The following is a 26584-nucleotide window of genomic DNA, read 5'->3' on the forward strand; positions in this document are numbered from 1 at the left end:
CAAGGTCAGGGCTAGCGGCGATCTATGCGCATCACCCACAAGAGCGCCGGCCCAAGGGGCCGGTCCGGCGCGCGCCCGGCATCTTCGATGCTATTCGGGCGCAAGGGGGGCTGTGACATGACTTACGCCAACACCCTCACCCCGACGCCTTCCGCGCCCGGGCCAGCGTGAAGAGCCCCGCGCCCACGATGATCGCCGCGCCGATCGCGACGTTGGTCCGCAGCGTCTCTCCGAAGACGAAGATCCCCAGCGCCGAGGCGAAGGGCAGCTGCAGGTAGGCGAAAGGCTGCACCGCACTGGCCTCGGCGGCCTCATAGGCCTTGATCAGGGTCCAATGCGCGAAGGAGGCGGTCAGGCAAAGGCAGCCCATCCAGGCCCAGTCGGTGCCGCTCATCGGCTCCCAACGCCAGATCCCGAGCGCGGTGGTGACCACGGCGCCCACCACGCCGGTCCAGAAGAAGGTCGTCGCCGCGCTGTCGCGCCGGGCGACATAGCGGTTCAACAGCCCGTAGAGCGCGAACATGAAGGCCGCGAGCAGCGGGATCGCCGCATAGGGCGAGAAGACCCCGCCCGAGGGCTGCAGGATGATCAGCACGCCGACAAAGCCCACCGCGATGGCCAGCGCCCGGCGCCAGCCGACGTATTCGCCGAGGACCGGCCCGGCCATGAGCGCGATCAGCAGCGGGTAGACGGCGAAGACCGCGTGGCTCTCCACCAGCCCGAGGTAGACGAAGCCCTGCACCATCACCAGGACCTCGAGCGCCAGAAGCGCGCTGCGGAAGATCTGCACCAGGGGCTGGGCGCTGCGTGCCGCCACCCGGATCGAGCCCGCCTGCACCCGCGCCAGCCCGATCACGAAGGCGGCGAAGAACCAGTAGCGGATCATGATGACCATGTAGACGTTGTAGGTCTCGGCCAGGTGCCGCGAGATGCCGTCCTGCATGGCGAAGACGAAGGTCGTCACCACCATCAGCATGACGCCTCGCCGCGTGTCGTTCTGGGTCATGCGTCGTCCTTCCGCGCGGTGGTCATATGGCGCTTGCGCCCGTAGCCGGGGCTGCGGGTCACGGTGAAGCCGGCCTCGGCCAGCGCGCGGCGGACCGCGCCCGCCGCCGAATAGGTGGCCGCGCTGCCGCCCGGGGTCGTATGCTCGGCCACCTGGGCCAGAAGCGCGGGCTCCCAAAGCTCCGGGTTCTTGGCCGGTGAGAAGCCGTCGAGGAACCAGGCATCCGCCCGCTCGTGCCAGGCGGGCAGGGTCTCGCGGGCGTCGCCGGTCACCTGGGTGAATGCGAGGTCCCGCGTCGTGAAGGCGGTCTCGCCCGCGCGCCAGAAGGGCGCCAGCTCCTCGGCGATGGCGGCCAGCTCGGGAAAGGCGGCCTGGGCGCGGATCATGTCCTCGGCGGCCATGGGAAAAGCCTCGAAGGTGGTGAAGCGCAGCCGCCCGGCCGCACCCGAAGTCCGCCAGGCCGCAAGCGCGGCCAGGAGGTTCAGCCCGCTGCCGAAGCCCAGTTCCGCGATGTGGAAGCCGTCGCGGAAGCGCCCGGGCAGCCCGTTGCCCGCCAGGAAGACGTGGCGCGTCTCGGCCAGCCCGTCCTCGATCGAGAAATACGGGTCGTCGAATCGGGTGGAGACCGGCACGCGGCCGTCGCGCCAGTCCAGGAGGGCCGTCTTGTGCATGTCCCGGGGCCTCGGTTAGCTGAGCGGCGCGAGACTGCGACGGGGACTTCGGAATGACAAGGGACGCCACCATCATGGGCGCGGGGATCTTCGGGCTGAGCCTGGCCTGGGCGTTGGTCAGCCGCGGCGCGCGGGTCGTCGTGGTCGATCCCGCCGGGCCCGCGGCGGGCGCCTCGGGCGGCATCGTCGGCGCGCTGGCGCCGCATGTGCCCGAGAACTGGAACCCCAAGAAGGCTTTTCAGCTCGACAGCCTTCTGATGGCCGAGGTGTTCTGGGCCGAGGTGCAGGCCGCGGGCGGGCGCGATCCGGGCTACCTGCGGGGCGGCCGGCTGCAGCCCCTGCCCGACGCCGCGGCGATCGACCGCGCGCGGGAGCGGGGCGCGGGTGCCGAGGCGCTCTGGCAGGGCCGCGCGCGCTGGGAGGTGATCTCGTCCGAGGCGGCGGGCGACTTCGCGCCGGAGAGCCCCACGGGATACCTCATCCACGACACGCTCAGCGCCCGCATCCATCCCGCCGAGGCCTGCGCCGCGCTGGTCGCGGCGCTTGCCGCGCGCGGCTGCCCGGTGCTGCCCGAGGCCGCGCCCGAGGGGGCGGTGATCTGGGCCACCGGCTGGCAGGGGCTCGGCGCCTTGAGCGAGGCGCTGGGCAAGCGCGTCGGCACCGGGATCAAGGGGCAGGCGCTCTTGCTGGACCACGCCGCCCCCGAGGCGCCGCAGCTTTTCGCCGACGGGCTGCACATCGTGCCGCATCGCAACGGCACCACGGCCATCGGCTCGACCACCGAGCGGGAGTTCGACCTGGCCGATCAGACCGACGAGGCCGCCGAGGCGCTTTTGCCGCGCGCGCTCGCGGCGGTGCCGGCGCTCTCGGGGGCCAAGGTCATCGCCCGCTGGGCCGGGGTGCGCCCGCGCGCCAAGAGCCGCGCGCCGATGCTCGGGGCCTGGCCTGACCGGCCGGGGCATTTCATCGCCAACGGCGGCTTCAAGATCGGCTTCGGCATGGCGCCCAAGGCCGGCGCGGTCATGGCCGAGCTGGTGCTCGAGGGCCGCGACGCGATCCCCGAGGGCTTCCGGGTGGAGGACAACCTTTAGGGTTCCGGGTGGAGGACAACCTCTGGGGCAGGTGAGCGGCGGGGGAGGTCGAGGGCGCCGGTGTGCCGGGGCCCTTCCCCGAGGGTCAGGCTGCCACAGCCCTGCGCCAGGCCATGCAGCGTCTCGCCAGAAGCGCCGAGGCTCCGCACCGACCGCCGGAGCGCCGAGCCCCACGCCGATCCGCGGAGCACCAAGGCCCCGCGCCGAAACCCGGAGCACCAAGGCCCCGCGCCGCCCTCCCCGGAGCGCCGGGAGCCCTCCCAAGAAAGGCACCCCCGCGCGCACCAATCCCCCTTAGCTCGACACCTGTTCGCGCAGGATCGAGGCGGTCAGCGATATCATCAGGTAGATCCCCGCGAAGACCAGGAAGGCCAGGATCGTGTTCTCGAAGCTGCGCGGGTAGCTCGGGTCCTCCGAGGGCACCGGCAGCACCGAAGTGGTCAGGTAGCGCGCCTGGCTGTCGGCCTCGCGGCGGGCGCTTTCGAGCCGTTCCATCGCCGATTGCAGCATCAGGTCGCGGGTCGCGAGGTCGGCCTGCGCCAGCTGCGTCTGGATCGCCACCTCTGCCAGGCTGTCCTCGCCCGAGACCTCGGTGGTCATGCGCTGGTTCAGCGTGTCCAGCAGGTTGTTCAGGCGCCGGATGTCGCCCTCCACGCCTTCGACGCGGCTCTGGTTCGGGCGGGCGTTGTCGAGCAGCGCCTGGCGCTGCAGCTCCTTCTCCTGGAGCTGCACCTCGATGTTGTTGATCTGCCCGCGCAGCGCGGCGATCTTCGCCTCGGGGTCGAGCAGCGCGTTCTCCTGCTGGAGCCGCACCAGCCGTTCCTGGGCCTCGACGCGCTGGGCCTCGGCCTCGGCCAGCCCCTCCTCGGCGTCAAGCACGGCGTTCTCGCGCTTGCGCTGGGTGAGGTTGTCGACGCGCTCCTCGGCGTAGTCGATCAGCGCCTCGGAATAGCTGGTGGCGGTCATCGGATCGGCGGCGCGGACCTCCATGCGGATCACGCCTTCGGTCGGGTCGTAGCCGATCTCGACGTTGCGCTGGTAGACCTTGTAGGTGTCCTCGATCGAGGCGTTGGGCTCGAGCCGCTGGATCGGGTCGATCTCGTCCTGCGAGAAATGCGACAGGAAGCCCACGTCCTTGTCGAGCCGCAGCATGGCGTCCTTGGAAGACAGGTAGGACTGCACCGCGATGGCGTCCTGGTTGGTGGCGAACTGGGTGCCCGAGAACAGCCCACCCATGCCGCCGCCGCCGCCGCCGCCGTCGTTCTTGAGGATCAGGAACTCCGAGTTGGTGGCATACATCGGCGTCGCCACGGCGTAGAAGTAATAGCCCGCGATGGCGGTGGGCATCATCACGAAGAAGGCCAGCCGCGCCAGCAGCAGCCCGAAGCGGCGGCGGCGACGGCGCGCGAGGTCCTTCTGCACCTTGGCGACCTCGATGGCGCGGCGCTCGGCCGGGCTCATGGTCTGGGTCGAGGGGACCTGCGGCTTCTTCATCTGGATGGTCTGGGGCAGCTTCACCCCGTCGCCGGTGGTGGCCGGATCGACCGGGTTGGCGCGGGCGGGCACCCCGGCGGCGCCGGTGGTCTGTGCTTCGCCCTCGTCGCGGCCGACGACCAGCTCGAGCATATTGGCGCGCTGGAAGGGGTCGATGCCCTTCGACCGCAGAAGCCGCACAGCGTCGAAATCCGAGGTCGGCGCCAGCCCGTGTTTCTGCGCCATGCGCCGGGCCATGCGGAGCTGGCGGCCGGTCAGCCCCTCCTGGCGGATCTTCTGGATGTCGGTTTCGCCGGCGACCTGGGCGGCGCTCGAGACCTCGCCCGCGCGGGGCCCGCTGCCGGCGCTGCCGCCGGGTGTCGCGCCCGAGCCCGCAGCCGAGCCTGCGGTGCCGCCCGAGGCGGCGGCCTCGGCGGCGCTGCGCTGCTCCTCGGCCACGGCGCGCAGGCGGCGCTGTTCGGGAGAGGGGGCCTCGGCGGGGGTCGACGCGCTGCGTGAGGCGGCGCCCGACGAAGAAGACGCGGACGAAGACGCGGAGCCGGGCGCGGCGCCCTCGCCGGACCCCGCGCTGTCGCTGCGACGGATGCGAAACTTCTTAGCCTTGGGTTTCGTAGTCATACAGCCGCTTGGCCTCTTCCAGAGTGTCGAACATATGCAGGTGCCCGTTCATCAGGACCCCCGCCTTCCGGGCGAATTTCTCCAGCAGCGCGGGCTGGTGCGAGACGATCACCAGGGTCGAGCGCTGCAACCGTTCGGCCAGAAGATCCCCCGCCTTCTTGTTGAATTCCACATCGGTGGAATTCGGCATCCCCTCGTCAATGAGATACATGTCGAAATCCAGCGCGAGAAGCAGCGAAAACGTGAAGCGCGCCTTCATCCCCGAGGAATAGGTGCCGAGCGGCTGGTCGTAATATTCCCCGAGCCCGCAGACCCAGCGCGAAAACGCCTCGGTGTAATCGGGATCGAGACCGTAGATCTTGGCGATGAAGCGCGCGTTCTCGGCGGCCGAGATCCGGTTCACCACGCCGCCCATGTAGCCCAGCGGGAAGGAGATCCGCCCTTCGCGGCGGATCGCGCCTTCGTCGGGTTTCTCGAGCCCGGCCATCATGTTCACCAGCGTCGTCTTGCCGGTGCCGTTCGGGGCGAGAATGCCGATGCTCTCGCCCATTTCCACGCGGAACGAGGCCTGGTTCAGGATCACCTTGTGGTGCGACCCGGTCCAGAAGGACTTACTGACGTTCTCGAATTCCAGCATGGCTTACCCGAGATGACTCATCACCCGCCTTCGGCCACTCGGGGCCGCAGTGAGCGTGAACTAGGCGCGAATTTTGGTGATATTATGGCTCATTCTGGAAACAAAAGACAAACGCCGTGGCGCTGTGGCCGGCGTGTCGCGAGGGGAATTGAAGCGGGCGGGACACGGGCTACCTGCCGGGACGAGGAGAGATCCCGCAATTGATCGCCCAGGAGAAACGATCCATGACCCAGAGCCGCCGCAGATTCCTTGTCACCGCCGCCGCAGGCGCGGCGGGCACCGCCGTCATGCCCTTCGCCGCCATGGCCGCCGCGCATATGTCCAACACCTTCGAGACCGAGGCCGGTGCGATCACCGTGCACCCGGTGGAACATGCCTCCTTCGTGCTCGAGACGCCCTCGGGGGTGATCTATGTCGACACCGTGGGGGACGCGGAGCGTTACGGCGATTTCCCCGCCCCGGACCTCGTGCTGATCACCCATGAGCACGGCGACCATTACAACGCCGAGACGCTCTCGGCGCTGGTCGGCGAGGGCACGCAGATCGTCACCAACCCCGCGGTCTTCGACATGCTGCCCGAGGAGCTGGCCGCCAAGGCGACCTCCATGGCCAATGGCGACAGCGGCGAGATGCTGGGCATCGCGATCTCGGCGGTGCCCGCGCATAACACCACCGAGGAGCGGATGAACTTCCACCCCGAGGGCCGCGACAACGGCTATGTCCTCGATTGGGACGGCTTCCGGATGTATATCTCGGGCGATACCGAGGTGACCGACGAGATGCGCGCGCTCGAGAACATCGACGTGGCCTTCGTCTGCATGAACCTGCCCTTCACCATGGGCGCCGAGGCCGCCGCAGAGGGCGTGAACGCCTTCCAGCCGGCGGTGGTCTATCCCTACCACTACCGCGGCCGCGACGGCGGCACGCAGGACCCCGAGGCTTTCGCCGAACTGGTGGATGGTAGCGAGGTCCGCATGGGCGAGTGGTATCCCAACGGGCTGGGCTGATCCGGTCTGGGGGGCGGGCGCCTTGGCGCTGCGCCCCCGAGCCTTCACCCCCGATAAGCGGGGGCAGGGCGCGCGGCGGAACGGGGGCCGGCGCTGCACCGATTGAGCGGCGGCGCTTTATCGTGGTCGCATGCCTCCAACAGGTGGGCGGTGCGCGCGGATGACGGAGCGCCGGACCGCCGGGCCGGTCCGTCGCGCGCCCTGCGCCTGCTGCGCGCGCCGGGCGCTTGGCGTGTTTTGAGGTTGTTTTTTTTGAGTAGGGCGGTGTCGCGCTTGTGGCGCTCGGGCTGTTCCAGGGCCGCCGACAGACTGTCCGTCGCGCCCGACTTCAGCTACTGGACGCCTTCCGCCGTCCTCTGCCGCGCCCCTAGCCGCCCGCAGCGTCCGCCGCCCCGTCAGCCCCCTTCAGCCGCGTGAAGCTCATCGAGACATGCGCCCGGCGCACCAGCGCGGCGGCCATGACGTCACCGGCCTCGAGCGCCGCCAGCGTCTCGCGGATCTCGGCGACGAAGCTTTCGCATTCCCGCGACAGATCCAGCGCGCCGATCCGCGCGAGCCAGATCCGGGCGGTCTGGAAATAGAGCCGCTCGGCGGTCTCGGCGAGCGGGGTGTTCCCGGTCAGCGCCAGGCTCTCGTCGAAGAAAGCGGCGTTCAGCTCGGCGAAGGCGCGGGCCTCGGGGTTGCGGGCCAGGGCCTCGGCGCGGGTCAGCATGGCGCGGATGCGATCCAGCATCTCGGGCTCGGGCGGGCAGGGCGACAGCCTTCCCACCAGCTCGGCCAGCTCCATGCGCAGCGCGTAGACATGGGCCAGCTCGGCGGGTTCCACGTCGGTGACGATGGTGCCGATGCCGTGCCGTGTCTCGACCAGCCCTTCGTCCGAGAGCCGCGCCAGCACCCGGCGGACCGGCGTGCGCGAGACCCCGAACTCGGCGGCCAGCGCCTCTTCGCCGAGCTTGGTGCCCGGCGGATAGTCGAGCAGGCAGATCCGCGCCCGGAGCGCGTCGTAGAGCCGGTGGTGCCGTGTCTCGACCTCGCTCATGGGCTCATCCGCATCCCTCAGGCCGCCAGCTGCGCGCCCAGCCCCCTGAGCATGTCGAGACATTGCGACAGCTGGTCCCGGCTGACGAATTCGTCCGGCTTGTGCGCCTGGGCGATGGAGCCCGGCCCGCAGACCACCACCGACATGCCGAGATCCTGCAAGAGCCCGGCCTCGGTGTTGAAGGGCACCAGATCCGCGCCGTTCGCCCCGGTCAGCTTGGCCACCAGGTCGCGGGCGGCGTTCTCGGGCAGGGGCTCGAGGCCGGTCACCTCGCCGATCACCTCGGTCACCACGTCGGCATCGGGATGCACCGCGCGCATCTGCGGCAGCAGCTCCTCCTCGACATAGGCGCGGATGTTGTCCTTCACGTAGCGGGCATCGGCGGGCTGCACCGGGCGCATCTCCCATTGCACCTCGGCGAAGCCGGGGATGACGTTGTGGGCGTGCCCGCCGGCGAGCTTGCCGATGTTGATGGTCGACCAGGGCGGATCGAAGCGCGAGCCCTCGGGCGCGCCGGACTTCAACCGGTCGGCCAGCAGCAGGAGCCGCGTGACGTAGAGCACCGCGTAGGAGACCGCGTTCACGCCTAGGTCCGGGGCCGAGCCGTGGCCCTCGAGCCCGGTGAAGGTGGCGGTATATTCGCAGCAGCCCTTGTGGCCCTCGATCAGGCGCATCTCGGTCGGCTCACCGACGATGGCCATGGCGGGTTTGACCGCGCGGGCCTCGAGCTCGGGCACCAGCGCCTGGGCGCCGAGGCAGCCGACCTCCTCGTCGTGGGTGAAGCAGAAATGCACCGGGCGGCGCAGCGGCAGCTCGGCGTAATGCCGCGCCATGGCGAGGCTCGCGGCGATGAACCCCTTCATGTCGCAGGCGCCCCGGCCGTAAAGCGCATCCTCCCAGGCCGACATGCGGAAGGGGTCGGTGGTCCAGTTCTGATCGGTCACCGGCACCACGTCGGAATGGCCCGAAAGCACCACCCCGCCCGAGCGCTCGGGCCCGAGCGTGGCGAAGAGGTTGGCCTTGCCGCCGCCGGGGTCGGCGAAGACCTCGACCCGGGCGCCAGCGTCCTCGAGGAGGTTGGCCATGAAGTCGATCAGCGCCCGGTTCGGCTCGGACGAGACCGTCGGATGCGCGATCAGGTCGGCCAGCAGGGTCTCGGTGGTCCAGAGGTCACTCATGATTTCACATACATCTTGCGGGGGCGGTTGCAGAAGGTCTCGGCCGGGCCGTCCTCCTTGATGAGGATCGATTCGGTGATCTCGAGGCCCCAGTCGGACATCCAGAGGCCGGGCATGAAGTGGAAGGTCATGCCGGGCTCCAGCACGGTCTCGTCCTCGGAACGCAGCGAGATGGTGCGCTCGCCCCAGTCGGGCGGGTAGCTCAGGCCGATCGGGTAGCCGCAGCGCGCGCCGCGCTCGATGCCGGCGCTTTCGAGCGGCGCGGCCAGCGCATTGGCGATGTCGCAGGCGCGGTTGCCGGCGCGGGCGGCCTCGAGCCCGGCCTCGAGCCCCTCGACCAGCGCCGCCTCGGCGCGTTTGAAGATGTCCGAGGGCTCGCCCAGGAAGATCGTCCGGCAGAAGGGCGCGTGGTAGCGGCGGTAACAGCCGGCGATCTCGAAGAAGGTGGCCTCGCCTTCGCGGAAGGGCTCGCCGTCCCAGGTCAGATGCGGCGCGGCGGCGTTGGAGCCCGAGGGCAGAAGCGGCACCAGCGCCGCGTAATCGCCCCAGAAGTCGCCGACCCCGTTGATCGCGTCGCGGTAGACCTCGGCCACCACCTCGTTCTTGCGCACGCCCGGCTCGACCCGCTCCAGCAGGCCGTCGACGATCTTCTCGGAGATCATCGCCGCGCGGCGCATGAAGATCAGCTCTTCCTCGCTTTTAACCGTGCGCTGCCAGTTCACCAGCCCGGTGGCGTCGATCAGCGTCGCCTCGGGCAGCTCTTCCATGAGAGTCTGATGCGCCTTGGCCGAATAGTAGTAATTGTCGAGCTCGACCCCGATCCGCGCCTTGCCGAGCCCCATGCCGATGATCCGGCTGGCGAGGTCCTGCATCGGGTGGCGTTCGGTCGACTGCACGTAGTTGTCGGCGTAGCCGATCACCCGGTCGTCGCCCATCCAGACCGTGCGCACCGCGCCATTGGCGTCCTGGTTGCGGCCCCACCAGATCGGGTCGGCGTCGGGAAAGACCAGGAGGCCCTGGTGCACGTAGAAGGACCAGCCGTCGTAGCTCGAGAGCCATCCGATGTTCGAAGGGTCGGTGACGAAAAGCAGATCGACGCCGGCGCGGTCCATGGCCTTGCGGGTCTTGTCGAGGCGGCGATTATACTCGGCCTCGGAGAACGGCAGGTCCTTGGTAAAACGGTGAAACACCATCGGCGCGCCCTCCTGCAGAATTGCGACTGACCTCAGTGTCCTGCCCGATTGTGTACATCCGGGCCGTTCGAAAAGCGACATCTGATGTCGAAATCCAGCTAAGGCCCGAATTTCATGCGGGTCAATCCGGGGGTCTGCGCGGAATTTGTGCGAGTTGTACACAACCACCCCGCCCGCCCCGGCCCGCGAGAATCGCGCCGGCGCCGTTACGCAATGGCAGGCGGCGGGCGATTTTCCCGAATGACGCCAAATGCCGGGCCAAACGCTTCGAATGCCTAGCGATAAGGGCGGAAAGCGACTTCATCGCGCAAAACTGACCCAGGGGGCGTCCAAGAATGTTGCAACGACAGTCCTCACCCTATTTAGTTTGCTCAATACGCGCGGAACCATAATCCGCGGAGATACGCACAGGGGGAGCCGGAGATTTGGCGCAGACGGCCGCTAGCGACGCATTCGTCGCCTTTGAACGAGTGCAAAAGAGCTACGACGGGGAAACGCTCGTCGTGAAAGACCTCAACCTCGCGATGCCCAAGGGCGAGTTCCTGACGATGCTCGGGCCCTCGGGATCGGGGAAAACCACCTGCCTGATGATGCTTGCGGGCTTCGAGACCGCCACCCACGGCGAGATCAAGCTGGACGGCAAGCCGATCAACAACATCCCGCCGCACAAGCGCGGGATCGGCATGGTGTTCCAGAACTACGCGCTGTTCCCGCATATGTCGGTGGCCGAGAACCTGGCCTTCCCGCTCGAGGTGCGCGGCATGTCGAAAAGCGAGCGCGAGGAGAAGATCAACCGCGCCCTCGACATGGTGCAGATGCGCGCCTTCGCGAGCCGCCGTCCGGCGCAGCTTTCGGGCGGTCAGCAGCAGCGGATCGCGCTGGCCCGGGCGCTGGTCTTCGAGCCCGAGCTGGTCCTGATGGACGAACCGCTCGGCGCGCTCGACAAGCAGCTGCGCGAGAACCTGCAGTTCGAGATCACCAACCTCGCGCACCAGCTCGGCATCACCGTGGTCTATGTGACCCACGACCAGACCGAGGCGCTGACCATGTCGGACCGCGTGGCGGTCTTCGACGACGGCCGCATCCAGCATCTGGCGCCGCCGGACGAGCTTTACGAGAAGCCGCAGAACAGCTTCGTCGCGCAGTTCATCGGCGAGAACAACACGCTCGAGGGCGTGATCGAGGAGATCAGCGGCAACAACTGCACGATTAAGCTCGACAGCGGCGAGATCATCGACGCGCTGCCGGTCAACGTCTCGGCCAAGGGCGAGCGCACCAAGGTCTCGATCCGGCCCGAGCGCGTGGAATTCAACAAGGAGCGCCTGCAGGAGGGCGCCCACCTGCTGAAGGCCACGGTCAAGGAATTCATCTACATGGGTGACATCTTCCGCACCCGCGTCTCGGTCGCGGGCAACGAGGATTTCATCATCAAGACCCGGAACGCCCCCGACCAGCGGCGCCTGATCCCCGGCGAGGAGCTCGAGATCGGCTGGCTGGCCGAGGATTGCCGCGCGCTCGACGCGTGATGCGGAATACCCCGCCGCGCCGCCCGCACCGCCCTCGGGCGCCGGGCGGCGCGACGGGGATGCAATGAGGGTCCGAACGTCCGACCCGTGACGCGGGCCCCTCGAAACCCAAAAACGGGCAACTAGGGAGATCGTAATGAAGTTCTCGAAGACATTGATGGCAACGACGGCGCTGACCGTCGCTGCGGCGGGCACGGTCTACGCCGCTGCACATGCCGAGATGGCGGATTCGATGACGCTCGTGAGCTGGGGCGGCGCCTATCAGGCCTCGCAGCAGAAGGCGTATGTCGAGCCCTATCTCGAAAACAACTCCGACGTCTCGATCAGCTGGGACGAAAGCTCGGCCGAGGCCGTGGCCAAGCTGCGCGCCATGAACGAAGCCGGCAACGTGACCTGGGACCTCGTGGACGTGGTGGCCGCCGACGCCATCCGTCTGTGCGACGAGGGCCTGGCGATGGAGATCGATCACGACGAGTCGCTGGCCGCCGCGCCCGACGGCACCGAGGCTTCGGATGACTTCGGCGACCTGATCGTCTCCGACTGCTTCATCCCGCAGATCGTCTATTCGACCACCTTCGGCTACCGCACCGACATGGTGCCGGAAGGCGCCGAGGCACCGAACGACATCTGCGACGTCTGGGACCTCGAGACCTACCCGGGCAAGCGCGCGCTCGAGAAGCGTCCGATCAACAACATGGAATGGGCCCTGCTCTGCGACGGCGTCGCCAAGGAAGAGGTCTATGACGTGCTGGCCACCGAAGAAGGCCAGGATCAGGCGCTCGCCAAGCTCGGCGAGATCAAGGACGAGGTGATCTGGTGGTCGGCCGGCGCGGACACGCCGCAGCTGCTGGCGGATGGCGAGATCTTCATGGGCTCGACCTACAACGGCCGTCTCTTCTCGGTCATCGAGGAGCAGGACCAGCCGGTCGGCATGATGTGGGACGCACAGGTCTTCGACCTGGACGGCTGGATCGTGCCCGCGGATCTTCCCGAGGATCGTCTGGCCCGCGTGATGGACTTCCTGAGCTTCGCCACCGACACCCAGCGTCTGGCGGATCAGGCCAAGTACATCTCCTACGGCCCGGCACGTGAGAGCTCGGCACCGCTGGTCGGCCAGCACGCCGAACTCGGCATCGAGATGGCGCCGCATATGCCGACCGATCCGAACAACGCTCAGAACACCTTCCTCTACAACTACGAGTTCTGGGCCGACTACCGCGACGACATCGACGCCAAGTTCCAGGCGTGGCTCGCGCAATAAGGCCTGAGGCCTGACATCTCGCACCGGGGCGGTCCTCCGCCCCGGTGTCTTCCAAAGAACAAAGACAAGCGGCGCAACCTGCCGCGACAGGGACGGATAGCGACGATGCCCAAGGGCTATATCATCGCGCATATCACGGTGGAGGACCCCGAGGCCTACCGTGAATACGTGGAGCGCGACACACCCATCCTCGAGGGGCTCGGCGGACGCTTCGTGGTCCGCGGCGGCACCGGAGAGGTGGTCGAGGGCGCCGCCCATGACCGCCACGTGGTGGTCGAGTTCGACGATTTCGCCGCCGCCCGGCGGGCCTATCACGATCCCGCCTACCAGGAGGTGGCCGAAATCCGTCGGCGCACCGCCCAAAGCACGATCATCCTCGCAGAAGGGGTCTGAGCCATGAGCGACGCCAGCACCGATCCGGACAAGATCGAGGGCCCGACGCCCGACAACGCCATGCGTGCGGCCGCCGCCGCCGACCGCGACGACGGCCCGATGCTGGCCGCCGACGGCACGCCGTTGAAGCGATCGCTCGCGCGGTCGCTCCGGGTGCAGAAGATGCGCGCGCTGATGCTGATCGCGCCCTTGCTGATCTTCGTCCTGGTGACCTTCATCGCGCCGATCGGCGACATGCTGTTCCGCTCGGTCGAGAACCAGATCGTCTCGGAGACGCTGCCGCGCACCACCCGCGCGCTGGCGGACTGGGACAGCACCTCGGGCGATCTGCCCGAAGAGCGGGTCTACGAGGGGCTTTTCTACGACCTCTTCATCGCCGAGGCCCGCAAGGAGCACACCCGGCTCGGCACGCGCCTGAACTACGAACAGACCGGCATGTCCTCGCTGTTCCGCCGCTCGGGCCGCAGCCTCGACGATGTCTCCGACATCTACCTCGACCAGTTCGAGGACCTGGACGAGGCCTGGGACGAGGGCCGGCCCTGGGCCGAGCTGATGGGCGACCCCGAGTGGATCTCCGAGCAGGAAGCCTTCGACGCCGCCGAGGAAGAGGGCCAGATGCCGCGCTTCCAGCTGCGCGACGGCATCGAGGACGTGCTGCCGCGCGCCGCCTCCACCTATGAGACCTTCGCGCGCTTCGCCCAGGTCGAGGACGAGGACAGCCCGCTCGACGAGGAACCCTGGGGGCTGGTGCATACCGCGCTCTATTACGACCTGATGGAGGCCGACGTCGCGAGCTACGCTGGCCCGCAGGCGGATCTTCTCCAGGCCGCCGATGCCGCGGTCGGCGAGTTCGAGAGCGTCACCTTCAAGGAGGGCCTCCTCGAGATCGACGAGGACTGGGGCAGCACCGAGACCTGGACCACCCTGCAGATGTATTCGCCCGATTACACGTCGGGCTACTTCCTGAACGCCGTCGACATGCAGAAGACCGCGGACGGCCCGGCGCTGCGCGACGCGGACGAGCGGATCTACGGGCTCCTGTTCCAGCGCACGCTCTTCATGTCGCTGGTCATCACCTTCAGCTGCATCATGCTGGGCTACCCGGTGGCCTACCTCCTGTCGACCTTGCCGGCGCGCAGCGCGAACCTCCTGATGATCCTGGTGCTCCTGCCGTTCTGGACCTCGCTGCTGGTGCGCACCTCGGCCTGGAAGGTCATGCTGCAGCAGCAGGGCGTGATCAACGACGTGCTCGTGTGGCTGGGCCTCGTCGGCGACGGCTCGCGGCTGGTGATGATCAACAACCAGTTCGGCACGATCGTGGCGATGACCCACATCCTGCTGCCCTTCATGATCCTGCCGATGTACTCGGTGATGTCGACGATCCCGCCGTCCTATGTGCGCGCGGCGAAATCGCTCGGCGCCACCAATATCACCGCCTTCCGAAGGGTCTACTTCCCGCAGTCGGTGCCGGGCATCGGGGCGGGGTCGATCCTCGTCTTCATCCTGGCCATCGGCTACTACATCACCCCCGAGATCGTCGGCGGCACCACCGGCACATTCATCTCGAACCGGATCGCCTACCACATCTCGTCCTCGCTCAACTGGGGCCTGGCCGCGGCGCTTGGTTCGATCCTCCTGGTGGTCGTGCTGGTGCTCTACTGGGCCTACGACCGGATCGTGGGCATCGACAACGTGAAGCTCGGAGGCTGACGCCATGAACGATGTTGTTCTGACCGACGCGAAAACCCAGCCTCTGGGATTCACCACCGGCGTGATCGCCGCCGCGGGGGCCTTCTTCGGGCTCTTCGTCGGCACCGCCCAGGGCTCCGGCCTGCTGGGTGTGGTCGCCGGCGGGGTGATCTGCGGCGCCCTGGCGGTGCTGGCCATGAAGGTGCTCGGCAACGAGATGGAGCGCGGCTTCAAATGGGGGCTGATCGTCCTCTTCCTGGTCGCGGGCTACCTCTTCGGCGGGCTCGCCGGGCTGATCGTGCTGGGGCTCTTCGCCTGGTTCCTGGGCTGGTTCGTCTACTGGATCGGCCGGCGCCGCTACCGCGAGTTCCTGCCGCCCTATCTGACCGGCGGGCAGATCCTCTGGCACTACAGCTTCCGGGTGATCTGCGGGGCGATCCTGGTCTTCCTGATCACGCCGATCCTCGTGGTGATGCCCTTGTCCTTCAACGCCGAGGACTTCTTCACCTTCACCCCCGAGATGCTGCGCCTCGACCCCGAGGGCTACAGCCTCAAGCACTACCGCGACTTCCTGACCAACACCGAATGGACCAACGCGGTCTGGAACTCGGTGACGGTGGCGCCGGTGGCAACGCTCCTGTCGGTGACGCTGGGCACGCTGGCGGCCATCGGCCTCAGCCAGAGCCATGTGCCCGGGCAGCAGGCGATCATGGCGATCCTGATCTCGCCGATGATCGTGCCGCTGATCATCTCGGCCACGGGGATGTATTTCTTCTACTCGAAGATCGGCATCGTCGGGACCTACTGGGGCGTGGTGCTGGCGCATGCGGTGCTGGGCATTCCCTTCGTGATCATCACCGTGACCGCGACGCTCGTCGGCTTCGACAAGAGCCTGGTGCGGGCCTCGGCAAACCTCGGGGCGAACCCGGTGCGGACCTTCTTCAAGGTGCAGATGCCGCTGATCCTGCCCGGCGTGATCTCGGGCGGTCTGTTCGCCTTCATCACCTCCTTCGACGAGGTGGTCGTGGTGATCTTCATCGGCTCCGCCGAGCTGCAGACGCTGCCCTGGCAGATGTTCACCGGCCTGCGCGAGCAGATCTCGCCGACCATCCTGGCGGCGGCGACGATCCTGGTCTGCATCTCCATCGCGCTGCTCTCGACGGTCGAGGTGCTGCGCCGCCGGTCGGAGCGCCTGCGCGGCCTCAGCCCGAGCTGATCCCGTGAAGGCGGCGCTCGCACGGGTCCTGCACCCGGTCGAGCGCGGGCTCGACCGGCTCCGCCCGAAGCGGCGGACCGAGCGGCTCGTGATCGATCCCTATCTTGGCTATGCGAGCCCGGAGGAAATCATCTTCCGGGGCCGCGTCCTGACCGCGCTGCGGCGCACCGCGCCCTCGCCCGAGGGCTCCTGGTGGACCAACCTGCGGCAGATGGTGTCGCTGTTCCTCACCCGCGAGGTCGCCGACGTGCGGGTCACCGCGGGCGCCGCCGAGGCGCAGACCGACGAGGAGGGCTACTTCGACCTGCACCTGCCGCGCGACGGCAGCGAGGCGCCGGGCTGGTGCACCGTGACCGCCCAGGTCGAGGCGGGCGAGAGCCAGGAGCTCGAGGCGCTGATCGCCGCGCCCGAGACGCCGCTGGCGGTGATCTCGGACATCGACGACACGGTGCTGGAGACCGGGGCCTATTCGCTTCTGCGCAACCTCTGGACCTCGCTCACCGGCAATGCACTGACCCGGCATGTCTTCCCCGACGCCGTGGCGCTGATGCGGGGCTTCGAGGCGGCGGGGGCGCCGATCTTCTTCGTCTCCTCCTCGCCCTGGAACCTGCATTTCTTCCTTCGCCGGATCTTCCAGCGCCACGACCTGCCCAAGGCGCCGGTCTTCCTGCGCGACCTGGGGCTGTCGCGCACGCAGTTCATCTCGGGCACCCATGGCGACCACAAGGGCGCCTCGATCGACGTGCTCATGGCGGCGCTGCCCGAGACGCGCTTCGTGCTGGTGGGCGACACCGGGCAGCACGACCCGCAGGTCTACCGCGCCGCCGCCGAGCGTCACCCCGGGCGCGTCGCGCGGGTGATCCTGCGCGAGCCGGGCAAGGGGCCGGGCCCCAAGGCCGCGGCGGCCATGGCGGCGCTGCGCGAGATGGGGGTCACGGTGGAGAGCGGACGGGATTACCGGGAGATCGCGGCCTGAGAGGGGTGGGGCGCTAGAGCGCCGCTTGGCCACGCGTTAGAGCAGAGACCGGTCTCGCTTCAACATTTGTGCCGCGCGGCCCGGCGTCAGACGAGGGCACCGCCCGCTTTAACAGGTGAGCCGCCCGGCCCAGGCCCTCAGCCCAGGCCCGCCACCAGGTCCGAGCCCATGCGCAGGGCGGTGGCCAGGAGGAACAGCCCGAAGGCCAGCCGCAGCGCCCGGCGCGGGATGGCATGGGCGATCATCACCCCGACCCGCGCGAAGCTGGTCGAGAGCGGGATGATCACCGCCGCCAGGAACAGGTTCACGAAGCCCAGCGAGAAGGGCGGCAGCCCCTCGGCGCCGAAGCCGGTGACCATGTAGATCAGCGCCCCGGGCAGGCCGATGATGAAGCCGATCGCCGCCGAGGTGCCCACCGCCTTGCGGATGTCGTAGCCGAGGAAGTTCAGAAGCGGCACGCAGACCGTGCCGCCGCCGATGCCCATCATCGCCGAGACCGCCCCCGCGACGACGCCGAGCCCGGCCCAGACCGGCTTGGAGAAGCTGCGCGGGTTCGGATCGGCGCTGGGTTTGCGCAGGATCATGTCCGCGGCCACCATGAGCGCGACCACCGTGAAGACCGCGATCAGCGCATAGCCCGAGACCAGCCCGCCGAGGATGCCGCCGGCGAAGACGCCGACGAGGATCGCCGGGGCCCAGAGCTTCAGCACCGCGAAGTCGATCGAGCCCTTGCGGTAGTGCCCCCAGCCCGAGGAGAGCGAGGTGAAGACGATGGTCGCCAGCGAGGTGCCCACCGCGACCTGCATGGTCAGCGCCGGGTCCATCTCGGTCAGCGACAGCGCCACATAGAGCGCCGGGACGATCACGATGCCGCCGCCGACCCCCAAAAGCCCCGCCAGAACGCCGCCGACCACACCGGCCGCCGCGGCGACGCCTGCCAGCGTCAGAAGCGTTTGAAGATCGAGCGTCTCGAGCATGGCTGTCCCCTTTGGCCTGTCACGCAAAACGCCCGCACGCGGGGGTGCGGGCGCAATCCGCGCGACCCTAGGCCGGGGGCGCGCGGAAAGACAAGACGATCAGGCCGATCAGGCCCGGACCTTGTCCTCGTAGGCCTGGGCGATCTCGCGGGCGAGCGCGCCGACCTCGAAGGTGTAGTCGCCGATCTGGCCGACCGGGGTGACCTCGGCGGCGGTGCCGGTGAGCCAGCACTGCTCGAAGCTTTCCAGCTCCTCGGGCAGGATGTGGCGCTCGTGCACCTTGACGTTGCGCTCCTCGAGCAAGGAGATCACCGTCTGCCGGGTCAGCCCGTTGAGGAAGCAGTCGGGCAGGGGCGTGTGCACCTCGCCGTCCTTGACGAAGAAGATGTTGGCGCCGGTCGCCTCGGCCACATAGCCGCGGTAATCCATGAAGAGCGCGTCGGAACAGCCCTTGTTCTCGGCCTCGTGCTTGGAGGTGGTGCAGATCATGTAGAGGCCCGCGGCCTTGGCGTGCACCGGGATGGTCTCGGGCGAGGGGCGCTTCCACTTGGAGATGTCGAGCTTGGCGCCCTTCATCTTGGCGTCGCCGTAGTAGCTGCCCCATTCCCAGGCCGCGATGGCCAGCCGCACGGGGTTCTTGCGCGAGGCGACGCCCATGTCCTCGCCGACGCCGCGCCAGGCCAGCGCGCGGACATAGGCGTCGGTCAGCCCGTTGACCTCAAGCACCTTGGCCTTGGCCTCCTCGATCTCGTCGACGGAATAGGGGATCTCGAAGTCGAGGCAATTGGCCGAGTAATGCAGCCGCTCGGAATGCTGGCGGCTGAGGAAGATCTTGCCGTTGTAGGCGCGTTCGCCCTCGAAGACGGAGCTTGCATAGTGCAGGCCGTGGGTCAGCACATGCACGTTGGCCGACCGCCAATCGACGATTTGACCGTCCAACCAGATCTTTCCGTCGCGGTCGTCATAAGCTCCGGTCATCGCGAACCTCCTCTCGCTTTTGCATTTGTTGCGCGGATTACGTCCGATGCGGACATAAAGCATCCCAAAAACTGCGAGTCGCTAACAGTTCATGGTTGGAATGTCAACAAGACTGACTTAAACTCGGGCAAAAGACGATAGGGACAGGCATGGCCGAACAGGACCACGGCGCGGGCGGCGGGGAGACGCTGCTGTTTCTGACCGACGAGCAGCTTCGCCAGGGCATCGAGGCGATGTTCTTCGCCTATCGCGGCTTCACCGCCGATCCCGACCGCATCCTGGCCGATTACGCCTATGGCCGTGCGCATCACCGGGCGCTGCATTTCATCAACGGCGCGCCCGGGACCAACGTCAACAATCTCCTGTCGATTCTGGGTGTTACAAAGCAATCGCTGAACCGTGTCTTGCGCACCTTGATCGGGGACGGTCTTGTTGAGAGCCGGGTGGGGCGGTCGGACAAGCGCGAGCGGCACCTCTACCTGACCGAAAAGGGAGAGGCGCTGGAACGGGCCCTGTCGGACGCGCAGCGGGCGCGGATGCGCAAGGCCTATCGCGATGCCGGTCCCGAAGCCGTCGCCGGGTTCAAGCGCGTGCTCGAAGCGATGATGGATCCGGAGATGCGCCGGCAATACAACGCGCTGAGGGAGGGAAGAGGATGAGCGACCCGGACGCCCATCTGCTGATCGTCGACGACGATGAACGGATCCGCGGCCTGTTGCAGAAGTTCCTGATGCGCAACGGCTTTCTGGTAAGCGCCGCCCGCGACGCGGGCCATGCGCGGCGCATCCTGACCGGGCTCGACTTCGACCTGATCGTGCTGGACGTGATGATGCCGGGCGAGGACGGGGTGAGCCTGACGCGCTTCATCCGCGAGGGCGGGCAGACGCCGATCCTCCTGCTCACCGCCCGTTCCGAGACCGAGGACCGCATCCGCGGGCTCGAGGCCGGGGCCGACGACTACCTCGCCAAGCCCTTCGAGCCCAAGGAGCTGCTGCTGCGGATCAACGCGATCCTGCGGCGGATGCCCGAGCCCGAGCCCGACCAGTCGAAGCCCAAGGTGATCTCGCTCGGGCCGATCCGCTACGACGTGGAGCGCGGCGAGATGTGGCGCGGCGAAGAGGCCGTGCGGCTGACCGCCACCGAAAGCCAGCTCATGCGGATCTTCGCCAAGACGCCCGGAGAGGCGCTGTCGCGCAGCCAGCTGGTCGAGGACCTGGGCCGCGACAAGGGCCAGGCCCAGGAGCGCGCGGTGGACGTGCAGATCACGCGTCTGCGCCGCAAGATCGAGGTCAACCCGAAGGAGCCGCGCTACCTGCAGACGGTGCGCGGCGCGGGCTACATGCTCTCGCCGGACTGAGTTGAGGGTTTTGCGGGAGCGATGACGAGGGCGGGGGCTTGCCCGCGGGCAGGTCGGGCCAAGCCTGTTCAGTGAAACAGGCGACCCTAGCGGGGCGGGCGAGTTTTTCGAAAATCAGTGCGGCCGCCTCCCAGCGGCCCGGGCGCGCACCCCTGGGCGCGCGCCGACACAGCACCGGCCCCGGGCACGCGCCCTGGGCCGGCACCGGCTCACCTCACAGCGCGTCCAGCTTCCGCGCGAGCTTGGCGTCGAGCGCCGACAGCCCGTTGACGTCATGGGTGGTCAGCGTCACCGTCACGCTGTTGTAGACGTTCGACCACTCCGGGTGGTGATCCCATTTCTCGGCCCAGAAGGCGGCGCGGGTCATCCAGCCGAAGGCGGCGACGAAATCGTCGAACTTGAAGGTCTTGGTGATCGCGTCGCGTCCCTCGGCCATCTGCCAGCCGGTCTCGAACAGCGGGTCGAGCACGGTCTTGCGGCCGGTATCGCTCAGTTTCTCGGTCATTCCTGCTCCTCTGGTTGTGCTTTGCGGAACGGGCCGTAGGCGGTGAGGACCTCGATGTCCTCCTCCACGGCGCGGCGCTCGGCGGCGAGGTAGTTCGCGATGGCCTCCGAAAAACCCTCGTCGGCGATCCAGTGCAGCGAATGGGTCTCGGTCGGCATGTAGCCGCGCGCGAGCTTGTGTTCGCCCTGGGCGCCGGCCTCGACCGAGGCGAGGCCATGGGCAATCGCGAAGTCGATGGCCTGATAATAACACGCCTCGAAATGCAGGCAGGGGTGATGTTCGGTGCAGCCCCAGTAGCGCCCGAAGAGCGCCTCGCGCCCGATCACGTTCAGCGCGCCCGCCACATAGGCGCCGTCGCGCTCGGCCATGACCAGCAGGATGTCGTCGCGCAGCGTCTCATGGGCGATCTCGAAGAAGGCGCGGGTCAGATAGGGCGAGCCCCATTTCCGCGCGCCGGTGTCCTGGTAGAAGGTCCAGAAGGCCTCCCAGTGCTCGGGGCGGATCTCCGCGCCGGTGAGCTGGTGGATCCTGCCGCCGAAGTCCTGGGCCTGCCGCCGTTCCTTGCGCAGGGTCTTGCGCTTGCGCGAGGACAGCGAGGCCAGGAACTCCTCGAAGCTCGCGTAGCCGCGGTTCTTCCAGTGGTATTGCTGGGTAATCCGGTGGTGCAGCCCGATCTCGGCACCCGCGCGGGCCTCCGCCTCGGTGCAGAAGGTCACATGCAGCGAGGAGAGCTGGTTCTCGGCGCCCAGTTGCACGGCCCCCTGCAGAAGCGCGCCAAAGGCCGTGGTCTCGAAGCCGGGGCGGCAAAGCAGCCGCCGCCCGGTCGCCGGGGTGAAGGGCACGGCGATCTGCAGCTTGGGGTAGTAGCGCCCGCCCGCGCGCTCGTAGGCATGGGCCCAGTTGTGGTCGAAGATGTATTCGCCCTGGCTGTGGCCCTTGACGTAAAGCGGCGCGACCCCGATCAGCAGGCCGTCGATTTCGGCGGCGAGGTAGCGCGGGTCCCAGCCGGTGCCCGGCCCGACCGAGCCCGACTGCTCCAGCGCGTAGAGGAAGCGGTGGGTGGTGAAAGGGTCGAGCGGGCGCCCGCCGTCGGCGGCCTCGGGGCAGGCGCAGGCATCCCAGGCCTCGGGCGCGATGTCGCCCAGGCTCTGGTACATGGTGATGGAAATCGTGCGGTCGGCCCGGCCGTCGTCCATGACTGCGCTTCCCTTCTCGCCCCTCAATCTGGGCCCGAAGGCGGGGCGATCAAGCGGGATATCCCTCGAAGGTGATATTGTCCGCGCCGCGCCGGGCCTCGGCCTCTTCCTCGGGGCTGCGCACGGTCCAGCAGAGGACCGGCAGGCCCGCCGCGCGGATCTCGCGCACCCGGTCGGAGGTCAGGTCCAGGCGGTCGTGGCTGATGAAGCAAGCGCCGGTGCGCTCGAGGTCGGGGATGCCCGCAAGCCGGTCGCGCACCGGGGCCGGCAGCATCGGCCAGTCGGCCTGCCGGAAGGCCGAGGTGGTCAGCCCGCGCGGGGTCTCGGGCGCCAGCTCGGCGCAGCGGGCGACGCTATGGGGGTTGAAGGACATCAGCGCCACCGGCCCGTCATAGCCCCGAAGCGCCGCGGCGGCGGCCTCTTCCAGGGCGCCCACGTCCGGGCCCATGGCGCCGTCCTGGTCCTTCAGCTCAATGAGCAGCGGCACCTGGCCGCCCACCGTCTCGAGGATTTCCGAAAGCCGCGGGATCGTCTCCTTGCCGTGGGCCAGCGGGATCTCGGCCAGCTCCGCAGCGCTGTGCTGGCGGACGGCGCCGGACATGCCGGTCAGCCGCCCCAGGTCGTAGTCGTGAAAGACCATGGCCTCGCCGTCGCGCGAGAGCTGCAGATCGATCTCGATGCCGTAGCCCTTGGCCATGGCGGCGATGCAGGCGGCGCGGCTGTTCTCGGGGCGCGAGAGCCGGCGCGCGTGGTAGCCGCGATGCGCCAGGGGGGCGGCGAGAAAGGCGGGAGGCAGCGCCGGCATGGCGTCAGCCGATCTCGAAGATGCCTTCGATCTCGACAGCGACGCCCATGGGCAGGGCGGCGGCCGAGACCGCCGAGCGCGCGTGCCGCCCGGCCTCGCCGAGAAGCGCCACCATGAGGTCGGAGGCGCCGTTCACCACCTTCGGCTGGTCGGTGAACTCGGGCGTGGAATTGACGAAGCCGGTCAGCTTCACCACCCGCTTCAGGCGGGTCATGTCGCCGCCGCAGGCCGCGCGGACCTGCGCCAGCAGCGAAAGCGCGCACTGCTCGGCGGCGCGGGCGCCATCCGCGACCTCGAGGTCGGCGCCGAGCTTGCCGGTGATCAGCCCCGAGGCGTCCTGGCTGATCTGCCCCGAGACATAAAGCGTCGCGCCGCTTTGCACGTAGGGCACGTAGTTCGCCGCGGGGGCGGGGGCCTCGGGCAGGGCGAGGCCCTTGTCGGCCAGGCGGTCCTCGAAGGTCTGGGTCATGGTCGTCTCCGGTGTCGTTTCCGAGGACGCTAGACCGGGGCGCGGCGCGGCGAAAGGGGCAATGCCCGGCTCAGGCCTCGCGGAAGGCGCGGGTCATGTAGTCGGTGAGCGGCTTGAGCAGATAGGCCAGCGGCGTGCGCGCGCCGGTGCGCAGGAAGGCCTCGACCGGCATGCCGGGCACCAGGCCGGTGCCCGCGGGCAGGCCGCCCTCGGCAAAGCCGATCTCGGCGCGGTAATAGGCGCGGCCGCTGCCCGGGTCGACCAGCGCGTCGGCCGAGACCCAGCGCACCTCGCCTTCGATGCGCGGGGTGCGGCGCTGGTCGAGCGCGGTCAGCCGCAGGGTCACCGGCTGGCCGGGCCAGACCCGGTCGATCTGGGAGGGATCGACCTGGGCCATGACGCGGAAGGCCTGGTCCTGGGGGATCAGCGTCATCACCGGGTCGCGCGGGCCGATCACGGCGCGCGCGGCGGTGACGCGCAGGTCATGCACCACGCCGCCGATCGGGGCGACGATCTCGAGCCGGCGGCGGTCCTCGGTCAGCGCGGCGCGGCGGGCGGCAAGCACCCGCGCCTCGGCCCGGATGTCGCGCAGGGCGCCGATCACGTCGGCGCGGCGCTCGCCGTCCTGCCGGGCGGCCTGGGCGGCGATCTCCTGGCCGCGCAGCCGGGTGGCGCTGGTGCGGGCCGAAAGCGTCTCGAGCCGCGCGTCGAGCTGGGCGGCGGTGCGCTGCAGGGCGCGCACCCGGGTCATCTGCACCAGCCCCTGGTCGAGCAGGCTTTGCTGGTCGGCCAGTTCCTCGCGCAGGATCCCGCGTTCGGCGCGGACGCCCTGGGCCTCGGTCTCCAGCGCGCGCAGCTCGTCGGCGAGCCGGGCCTGGAGGAGGCGGCGTTCCTCGGCCTCGCGGGCGCGGGTCTCGCGGTGGGCGGCGAAAAGCCGGGCCTGGCCGTCCATCAGCTCGGCGATGTCGGGGTCGGCGGCGGCGCGGGCGGTCAGTGCGGGCGCGAAGACCGGCGCCGCGGCGCCGTCGCGTTCGCCCTCGAGCCGGGCGCGGCGGGCGAGCAGTTCGAAATACTGGCTGTCGGCCTCGGCGATCTCGGCATCGAGGCGGGTGGGGTCAAGCTGCAGGAGGCGCTGCCCGGCGCGCACCCGGTCGCCCTCGCTGACCGGGACGGCGGCGACGACTCCGCCTTCGGGGTGCTGGATGACGATCTCGTCGGTGGCGACCTCGATCACCGCGGGGGCCACGACCGCGCCGTCGATCTGCGCCGTGGCGGCCCAGCCGAACAGCCCCGCGGTGAGCCCCGCCAGCACCAGGAGCCCGCCGAGGATCGGGCCGCGCAGGGAATAGCGGCCGGCGGTCATGGCGCGCCTCCGGGTTCGCCCGCCGGCGCGCCGGTGATGCTGCGGTGGTTGGCGACGCGGGCGCGCAGCACATCCTCGCGCGGGCCATAGGCGGCGCGCTGGCCGTTCTCGAGCATGAGCAGGTGGTCGCATTCGGCGATGGCGGCGGGGCGATGCGCCATGACCACCGCCGCGCCGCCCATGGCCTTGACCGCGCGGATCGCGGTGTTGAGCGCCGCGCCGCCGGGGTGATCGAGATGCGCGTCGGGCTCGTCGAGGATCAGGAGCACCGGGTCGCCGTAGAGCGCCCGGGCCAGGCCCACCCGCTGGATCTGCCCGCCCGAGAGCGGCGCGCCCGGGGCGGTGACGCGGGTGTCATAGCCTTCGGGCAGGGCCAGGATCATCTCGTGCACCCCGGCGGCCTGGGCGGCGCGCAGCACCGCCTCGGGGTCGGGGTCGGGCTCCATCCGGGCGATGTTCTCGGCCAGCGTGCCGTCGAAGAGCGCCACCCGCTGCGGCAGGTAACCCAGGAGCCGCCCCAGCCGCTCGTGCGGGTAGTGGTCGAGCTTGGCCGCGCCCAGGCGGATCTCGCCCAGCCGCGCGGGCCAGAGGCCGGTCAGGGCCCGCGCGAGGCTGCTTTTGCCCGCGCCCGAGGGGCCGATGATGCCCAGGGCCTCGCCGGGGGCGAGGGAGAAGCTGACGCCGCGCAGGGCGGGCACCGCCTGGCCCGGGGGCAGGACGGTCAGGCCCTGCACCTCGAGCCGGCCTTCGGGGCGGGGCAGGGCCAGCAGCTCGGGCGGCTCGGCGCTGTGCTCTAGCGCGCCCGCGAGGGATTTCCAGGCGGTGAGCGCGCCGGCCAGGAGGCGCCACTGGCCGATCACCGTCTCGATCGGGGCCAGCGCGCGACCCAGGAGGATCGAGGCGGCGATCATCGCGCCGGGGCTGACGAGGCCCGCGATGGCGAGATAGGCGCCGAGGCCCAGCATCGCCGATTGCAGGAGGAGCCGGATCGCCCGGGCGAGCGCGGTGAAGCCGCCGACCCGGTCGGCCAGGCGCACGTGATCGTCGAGGCCCGCCTCCCGCAGCGCCTGCCAGCGCGCCGCGAGGCCGGCGCGCATGCCGAGGGCGGAGAGCGCCTCGGCCTCCATCCGGGATTGCTGTTCGATGCGCTGGGCGCGGGCCTGGAGGCCGGCCACCGCTTCCTCGCGCCGCAAGGTCAGGAGCCGCTGCGCCAGCGCGATCAGGATCAGCGCCGCGCCGCCCGCCAGCGCCAGGAGCCCGAGCGCGGGATGGAACAGCGCGATGACCAGGAGGAAGAAGGGCGTCCAGGGAATGTCGAAGACCGAGGCCGCAGCGGTGGAGGACAGCCCGCGGGTCAGGGCCGAAAGCGCCTCGGGCCCCGGGGGGGCGCCCGGGCCGCGTGGGGTGCCGGGGGTCAGCGAGATGTCGAAGGCATGCGAGTCCAGCCGGGCCTGGAAGCTGGCCGCGATGCGCGCCAGCGCCCGGGCGCGCAGGGCGTCGATCAGCCCCATGGCACCGTAGAGAAACAGCGCCAGCGCCGAGAGCGCCACCAGCGTCTCCACCGAACCCGAGCCCAGCACCCGGTCGTAGACCTGCAGCATGTAGAGGGGGCCGGTGAACATCAGCAGGTTCACCACGGCGCTGAAGATCGCCACGGCGATGAGGCCGCGCATCACGCCCCGGCGTGCGCGCCCCAGGTCCGCCCGTGCCGAAGTCCGCGCCAGCGCCATGCCCGTGATCCCGTTGTGCCGGAAAAGATTAGGCGAGGGCGGGTTACCTGTCCATTTACGCGCGGCGGGTTTGCGGCGGGGGAGTTGCGGAAATACTGCCCTCGCGGGAGGGCCGTGAGGGCCGTGAGGGCCGTGAGGGCCGTGAGGGCCGTGAGGGCAGCGGCGGCAGCGGGGGCCGTGTGGAGGCGCCGAGGAGCAGCGCCAAGCGC

General features: G+C 69.3%; 25 protein-coding genes. 10 read left to right on the plus strand and 15 right to left on the minus strand.

The features are described from left to right. Window positions 1-136 precede the first annotated feature (136 nt). On the minus strand, window positions 137-1006 hold the full coding sequence (locus ACX938_RS10575; RefSeq protein ID WP_232753682.1) for a DMT family transporter: 870 nt from the start codon (window positions 1004-1006) through the stop codon (window positions 137-139). Further along, entirely contained in the window at window positions 1003-1677 is a 675-nt protein-coding gene (gene mnmD, locus ACX938_RS10580) for a tRNA (5-methylaminomethyl-2-thiouridine)(34)-methyltransferase MnmD (protein WP_459431026.1), read from the minus strand. Before mnmD ends, ACX938_RS10575 begins: the two co-directional genes overlap by 4 nt. Window positions 1678-1730: 53 nt before the next feature. On the opposite strand from mnmD, the gene ACX938_RS10585 reads away from it, so the two are divergent. After that, a complete protein-coding gene (locus ACX938_RS10585) occupies window positions 1731-2768 on the plus strand; it encodes an NAD(P)/FAD-dependent oxidoreductase (protein WP_459431027.1) in 1038 nt (345 codons plus the stop codon). A gap of 294 nt (window positions 2769-3062) precedes the next feature. Here the strand turns inward: ACX938_RS10585 and ACX938_RS10590 are convergent, their stop codons facing one another. After that, on the minus strand, window positions 3063-4880 hold the full coding sequence (locus tag ACX938_RS10590) for a capsule biosynthesis protein (RefSeq protein ID WP_459431028.1): 1818 nt from the start codon (window positions 4878-4880) through the stop codon (window positions 3063-3065). Continuing rightward, window positions 4858-5517 carry an ABC transporter ATP-binding protein gene (locus ACX938_RS10595; protein WP_232753686.1) on the minus strand — a complete coding sequence of 220 codons (660 nt, stop codon included), beginning with the start codon at window positions 5515-5517 and terminating at the stop codon, window positions 4858-4860. The genes ACX938_RS10590 and ACX938_RS10595 overlap by 23 nt, the downstream gene beginning before the upstream one ends. Window positions 5518-5741: 224 nt before the next feature. Here ACX938_RS10595 and ACX938_RS10600 point away from each other — a divergent pair, with 224 nt between their 5' ends. Further along, the gene (locus ACX938_RS10600; protein WP_459431029.1) at window positions 5742-6524 is read left to right on the plus strand and encodes an MBL fold metallo-hydrolase; all 783 of its coding nucleotides are present in this window, start codon (window positions 5742-5744) and stop codon (window positions 6522-6524) included. Between the two features lie 367 nt (window positions 6525-6891). Here the strand turns inward: ACX938_RS10600 and ACX938_RS10605 are convergent, their stop codons facing one another. Genes ACX938_RS10605 through ACX938_RS10615 form a run of 3 tightly spaced genes read right to left on the minus strand, consistent with a single transcriptional unit; the run spans window position 6892 to window position 9934 of the window. Continuing rightward, a complete protein-coding gene (locus ACX938_RS10605) occupies window positions 6892-7563 on the minus strand; it encodes a GntR family transcriptional regulator (protein ID WP_459431030.1) in 672 nt (223 codons plus the stop codon). Between the two features lie 17 nt (window positions 7564-7580). Further along, on the minus strand, window positions 7581-8741 hold the full coding sequence (gene argE, locus ACX938_RS10610) for an acetylornithine deacetylase (protein WP_459431031.1): 1161 nt from the start codon (window positions 8739-8741) through the stop codon (window positions 7581-7583). Beyond that, window positions 8738-9934, minus strand: a complete 1197-nt coding sequence (locus tag ACX938_RS10615; RefSeq protein WP_232753690.1) for a M24 family metallopeptidase — start codon at window positions 9932-9934, stop codon at window positions 8738-8740. Before ACX938_RS10615 ends, argE begins: the two co-directional genes overlap by 4 nt. 425 nt (window positions 9935-10359) lie before the next feature. On the opposite strand from ACX938_RS10615, the gene ACX938_RS10620 reads away from it, so the two are divergent. The 6 genes from ACX938_RS10620 to ACX938_RS10645 all read left to right on the plus strand — a co-directional run bounded on the left by ACX938_RS10620 (window position 10360) and on the right by ACX938_RS10645 (window position 16995). Further along, a complete protein-coding gene (locus ACX938_RS10620) occupies window positions 10360-11460 on the plus strand; it encodes an ABC transporter ATP-binding protein (RefSeq protein ID WP_459431032.1) in 1101 nt (366 codons plus the stop codon). A 136-nt stretch (window positions 11461-11596) separates the two neighbouring features. Continuing rightward, entirely contained in the window at window positions 11597-12721 is a 1125-nt protein-coding gene (locus ACX938_RS10625; protein ID WP_232753692.1) for an extracellular solute-binding protein, read from the plus strand. A gap of 105 nt (window positions 12722-12826) precedes the next feature. Then, on the plus strand, window positions 12827-13114 hold the full coding sequence (locus tag ACX938_RS10630) for a DUF1330 domain-containing protein (protein ID WP_232753693.1): 288 nt from the start codon (window positions 12827-12829) through the stop codon (window positions 13112-13114). A gap of 3 nt (window positions 13115-13117) precedes the next feature. After that, window positions 13118-14824, plus strand: a complete 1707-nt coding sequence (locus ACX938_RS10635; RefSeq protein WP_459431033.1) for an ABC transporter permease — start codon at window positions 13118-13120, stop codon at window positions 14822-14824. Window positions 14825-14828: 4 nt separating this feature from the next. Next, a complete protein-coding gene (locus ACX938_RS10640; protein WP_459431034.1) occupies window positions 14829-16019 on the plus strand; it encodes an ABC transporter permease in 1191 nt (396 codons plus the stop codon). 4 nt (window positions 16020-16023) lie between these two features. Further along, on the plus strand, window positions 16024-16995 hold the full coding sequence (locus tag ACX938_RS10645) for an App1 family protein (protein WP_459431035.1): 972 nt from the start codon (window positions 16024-16026) through the stop codon (window positions 16993-16995). Between the two features lie 137 nt (window positions 16996-17132). Here the strand turns inward: ACX938_RS10645 and ACX938_RS10650 are convergent, their stop codons facing one another. Together ACX938_RS10650 and ACX938_RS10655 are read right to left on the minus strand one after the other, a co-directional pair. After that, window positions 17133-17972 carry a sulfite exporter TauE/SafE family protein gene (locus ACX938_RS10650; protein ID WP_459431036.1) on the minus strand — a complete coding sequence of 280 codons (840 nt, stop codon included), beginning with the start codon at window positions 17970-17972 and terminating at the stop codon, window positions 17133-17135. A gap of 108 nt (window positions 17973-18080) precedes the next feature. Then, a complete protein-coding gene (locus ACX938_RS10655; protein ID WP_459431037.1) occupies window positions 18081-18950 on the minus strand; it encodes a branched-chain amino acid aminotransferase in 870 nt (289 codons plus the stop codon). A 149-nt stretch (window positions 18951-19099) separates the two neighbouring features. On the opposite strand from ACX938_RS10655, the gene ACX938_RS10660 reads away from it, so the two are divergent. Both ACX938_RS10660 and ACX938_RS10665 read left to right on the plus strand, forming a co-directional pair. Beyond that, window positions 19100-19609, plus strand: a complete 510-nt coding sequence (locus ACX938_RS10660; protein ID WP_232753699.1) for a MarR family winged helix-turn-helix transcriptional regulator — start codon at window positions 19100-19102, stop codon at window positions 19607-19609. Then, window positions 19606-20307, plus strand: a complete 702-nt coding sequence (locus tag ACX938_RS10665) for a response regulator (protein WP_459431038.1) — start codon at window positions 19606-19608, stop codon at window positions 20305-20307. Before ACX938_RS10660 ends, ACX938_RS10665 begins: the two co-directional genes overlap by 4 nt. Before the next feature lie 214 nt (window positions 20308-20521). On the opposite strand, the gene ACX938_RS10670 is transcribed toward ACX938_RS10665, so the two are convergent. From ACX938_RS10670 to ACX938_RS10695, 6 genes are all read right to left on the minus strand, one after another. Next, window positions 20522-20812 carry a 4a-hydroxytetrahydrobiopterin dehydratase gene (locus tag ACX938_RS10670; protein ID WP_459431039.1) on the minus strand — a complete coding sequence of 97 codons (291 nt, stop codon included), beginning with the start codon at window positions 20810-20812 and terminating at the stop codon, window positions 20522-20524. Continuing rightward, window positions 20809-21969: a GNAT family N-acetyltransferase gene (locus ACX938_RS10675; protein ID WP_459431104.1), complete on the minus strand. Its 1161-nt coding sequence runs from the start codon at window positions 21967-21969 to the stop codon at window positions 20809-20811. Before ACX938_RS10675 ends, ACX938_RS10670 begins: the two co-directional genes overlap by 4 nt. 88 nt (window positions 21970-22057) lie before the next feature. Next, window positions 22058-22813 (minus strand): glycerophosphodiester phosphodiesterase family protein, encoded by a 756-nt coding sequence (locus ACX938_RS10680; RefSeq protein ID WP_459431040.1) that lies wholly within the window; start codon window positions 22811-22813, stop codon window positions 22058-22060. A 4-nt stretch (window positions 22814-22817) separates the two neighbouring features. Beyond that, window positions 22818-23282: a RidA family protein gene (locus ACX938_RS10685; RefSeq protein ID WP_459431041.1), complete on the minus strand. Its 465-nt coding sequence runs from the start codon at window positions 23280-23282 to the stop codon at window positions 22818-22820. Between the two features lie 70 nt (window positions 23283-23352). Beyond that, window positions 23353-24645 carry an HlyD family type I secretion periplasmic adaptor subunit gene (locus tag ACX938_RS10690; protein WP_459431042.1) on the minus strand — a complete coding sequence of 431 codons (1293 nt, stop codon included), beginning with the start codon at window positions 24643-24645 and terminating at the stop codon, window positions 23353-23355. Beyond that, window positions 24642-26318, minus strand: a complete 1677-nt coding sequence (locus ACX938_RS10695; RefSeq protein WP_459431043.1) for a type I secretion system permease/ATPase — start codon at window positions 26316-26318, stop codon at window positions 24642-24644. Before ACX938_RS10695 ends, ACX938_RS10690 begins: the two co-directional genes overlap by 4 nt. Window positions 26319-26584 lie beyond the last annotated feature (266 nt).

This window comes from Roseivivax sp. (genome assembly GCF_054552075.1).

Excerpts from the sequence above, each read along its gene's own strand:
- ACX938_RS10585 (WP_459431027.1), top strand. The coding sequence starts at position 1,731 with ATGACAAGGGACGCCACCATCATGGGCGCGGGGATCTTCGGGCTGAGC.
- ACX938_RS10660 (WP_232753699.1), top strand. The coding sequence starts at position 19,100 with ATGGCCGAACAGGACCACGGCGCGGGCGGCGGGGAGACGCTGCTGTTT.
- ACX938_RS10665 (WP_459431038.1), top strand. The coding sequence starts at position 19,606 with ATGAGCGACCCGGACGCCCATCTGCTGATCGTCGACGACGATGAACGG.
- ACX938_RS10575 (WP_232753682.1), bottom strand. The coding sequence starts at position 1,006 with ATGACCCAGAACGACACGCGGCGAGGCGTCATGCTGATGGTGGTGACG.
- ACX938_RS10600 (WP_459431029.1), top strand. The coding sequence starts at position 5,742 with ATGACCCAGAGCCGCCGCAGATTCCTTGTCACCGCCGCCGCAGGCGCG.
- ACX938_RS10595 (WP_232753686.1), bottom strand. The coding sequence starts at position 5,517 with ATGCTGGAATTCGAGAACGTCAGTAAGTCCTTCTGGACCGGGTCGCAC.
- ACX938_RS10690 (WP_459431042.1), bottom strand. The coding sequence starts at position 24,645 with ATGACCGCCGGCCGCTATTCCCTGCGCGGCCCGATCCTCGGCGGGCTC.
- mnmD (WP_459431026.1), bottom strand. The coding sequence starts at position 1,677 with ATGCACAAGACGGCCCTCCTGGACTGGCGCGACGGCCGCGTGCCGGTC.
- ACX938_RS10630 (WP_232753693.1), top strand. The coding sequence starts at position 12,827 with ATGCCCAAGGGCTATATCATCGCGCATATCACGGTGGAGGACCCCGAG.
- ACX938_RS10655 (WP_459431037.1), bottom strand. The coding sequence starts at position 18,950 with ATGACCGGAGCTTATGACGACCGCGACGGAAAGATCTGGTTGGACGGT.
- ACX938_RS10675 (WP_459431104.1), bottom strand. The coding sequence starts at position 21,969 with ATGTACCAGAGCCTGGGCGACATCGCGCCCGAGGCCTGGGATGCCTGC.
- ACX938_RS10625 (WP_232753692.1), top strand. The coding sequence starts at position 11,597 with ATGAAGTTCTCGAAGACATTGATGGCAACGACGGCGCTGACCGTCGCT.
- argE (WP_459431031.1), bottom strand. The coding sequence starts at position 8,741 with ATGAGTGACCTCTGGACCACCGAGACCCTGCTGGCCGACCTGATCGCG.
- ACX938_RS10640 (WP_459431034.1), top strand. The coding sequence starts at position 14,829 with ATGAACGATGTTGTTCTGACCGACGCGAAAACCCAGCCTCTGGGATTC.
- ACX938_RS10605 (WP_459431030.1), bottom strand. The coding sequence starts at position 7,563 with ATGAGCGAGGTCGAGACACGGCACCACCGGCTCTACGACGCGCTCCGG.
- ACX938_RS10590 (WP_459431028.1), bottom strand. The coding sequence starts at position 4,880 with ATGACTACGAAACCCAAGGCTAAGAAGTTTCGCATCCGTCGCAGCGAC.
- ACX938_RS10615 (WP_232753690.1), bottom strand. The coding sequence starts at position 9,934 with ATGGTGTTTCACCGTTTTACCAAGGACCTGCCGTTCTCCGAGGCCGAG.
- ACX938_RS10680 (WP_459431040.1), bottom strand. The coding sequence starts at position 22,813 with ATGCCGGCGCTGCCTCCCGCCTTTCTCGCCGCCCCCCTGGCGCATCGC.
- ACX938_RS10695 (WP_459431043.1), bottom strand. The coding sequence starts at position 26,318 with ATGCGCGGCCTCATCGCCGTGGCGATCTTCAGCGCCGTGGTGAACCTG.
- ACX938_RS10685 (WP_459431041.1), bottom strand. The coding sequence starts at position 23,282 with ATGACCCAGACCTTCGAGGACCGCCTGGCCGACAAGGGCCTCGCCCTG.
- ACX938_RS10635 (WP_459431033.1), top strand. The coding sequence starts at position 13,118 with ATGAGCGACGCCAGCACCGATCCGGACAAGATCGAGGGCCCGACGCCC.
- ACX938_RS10650 (WP_459431036.1), bottom strand. The coding sequence starts at position 17,972 with ATGCTCGAGACGCTCGATCTTCAAACGCTTCTGACGCTGGCAGGCGTC.
- ACX938_RS10670 (WP_459431039.1), bottom strand. The coding sequence starts at position 20,812 with ATGACCGAGAAACTGAGCGATACCGGCCGCAAGACCGTGCTCGACCCG.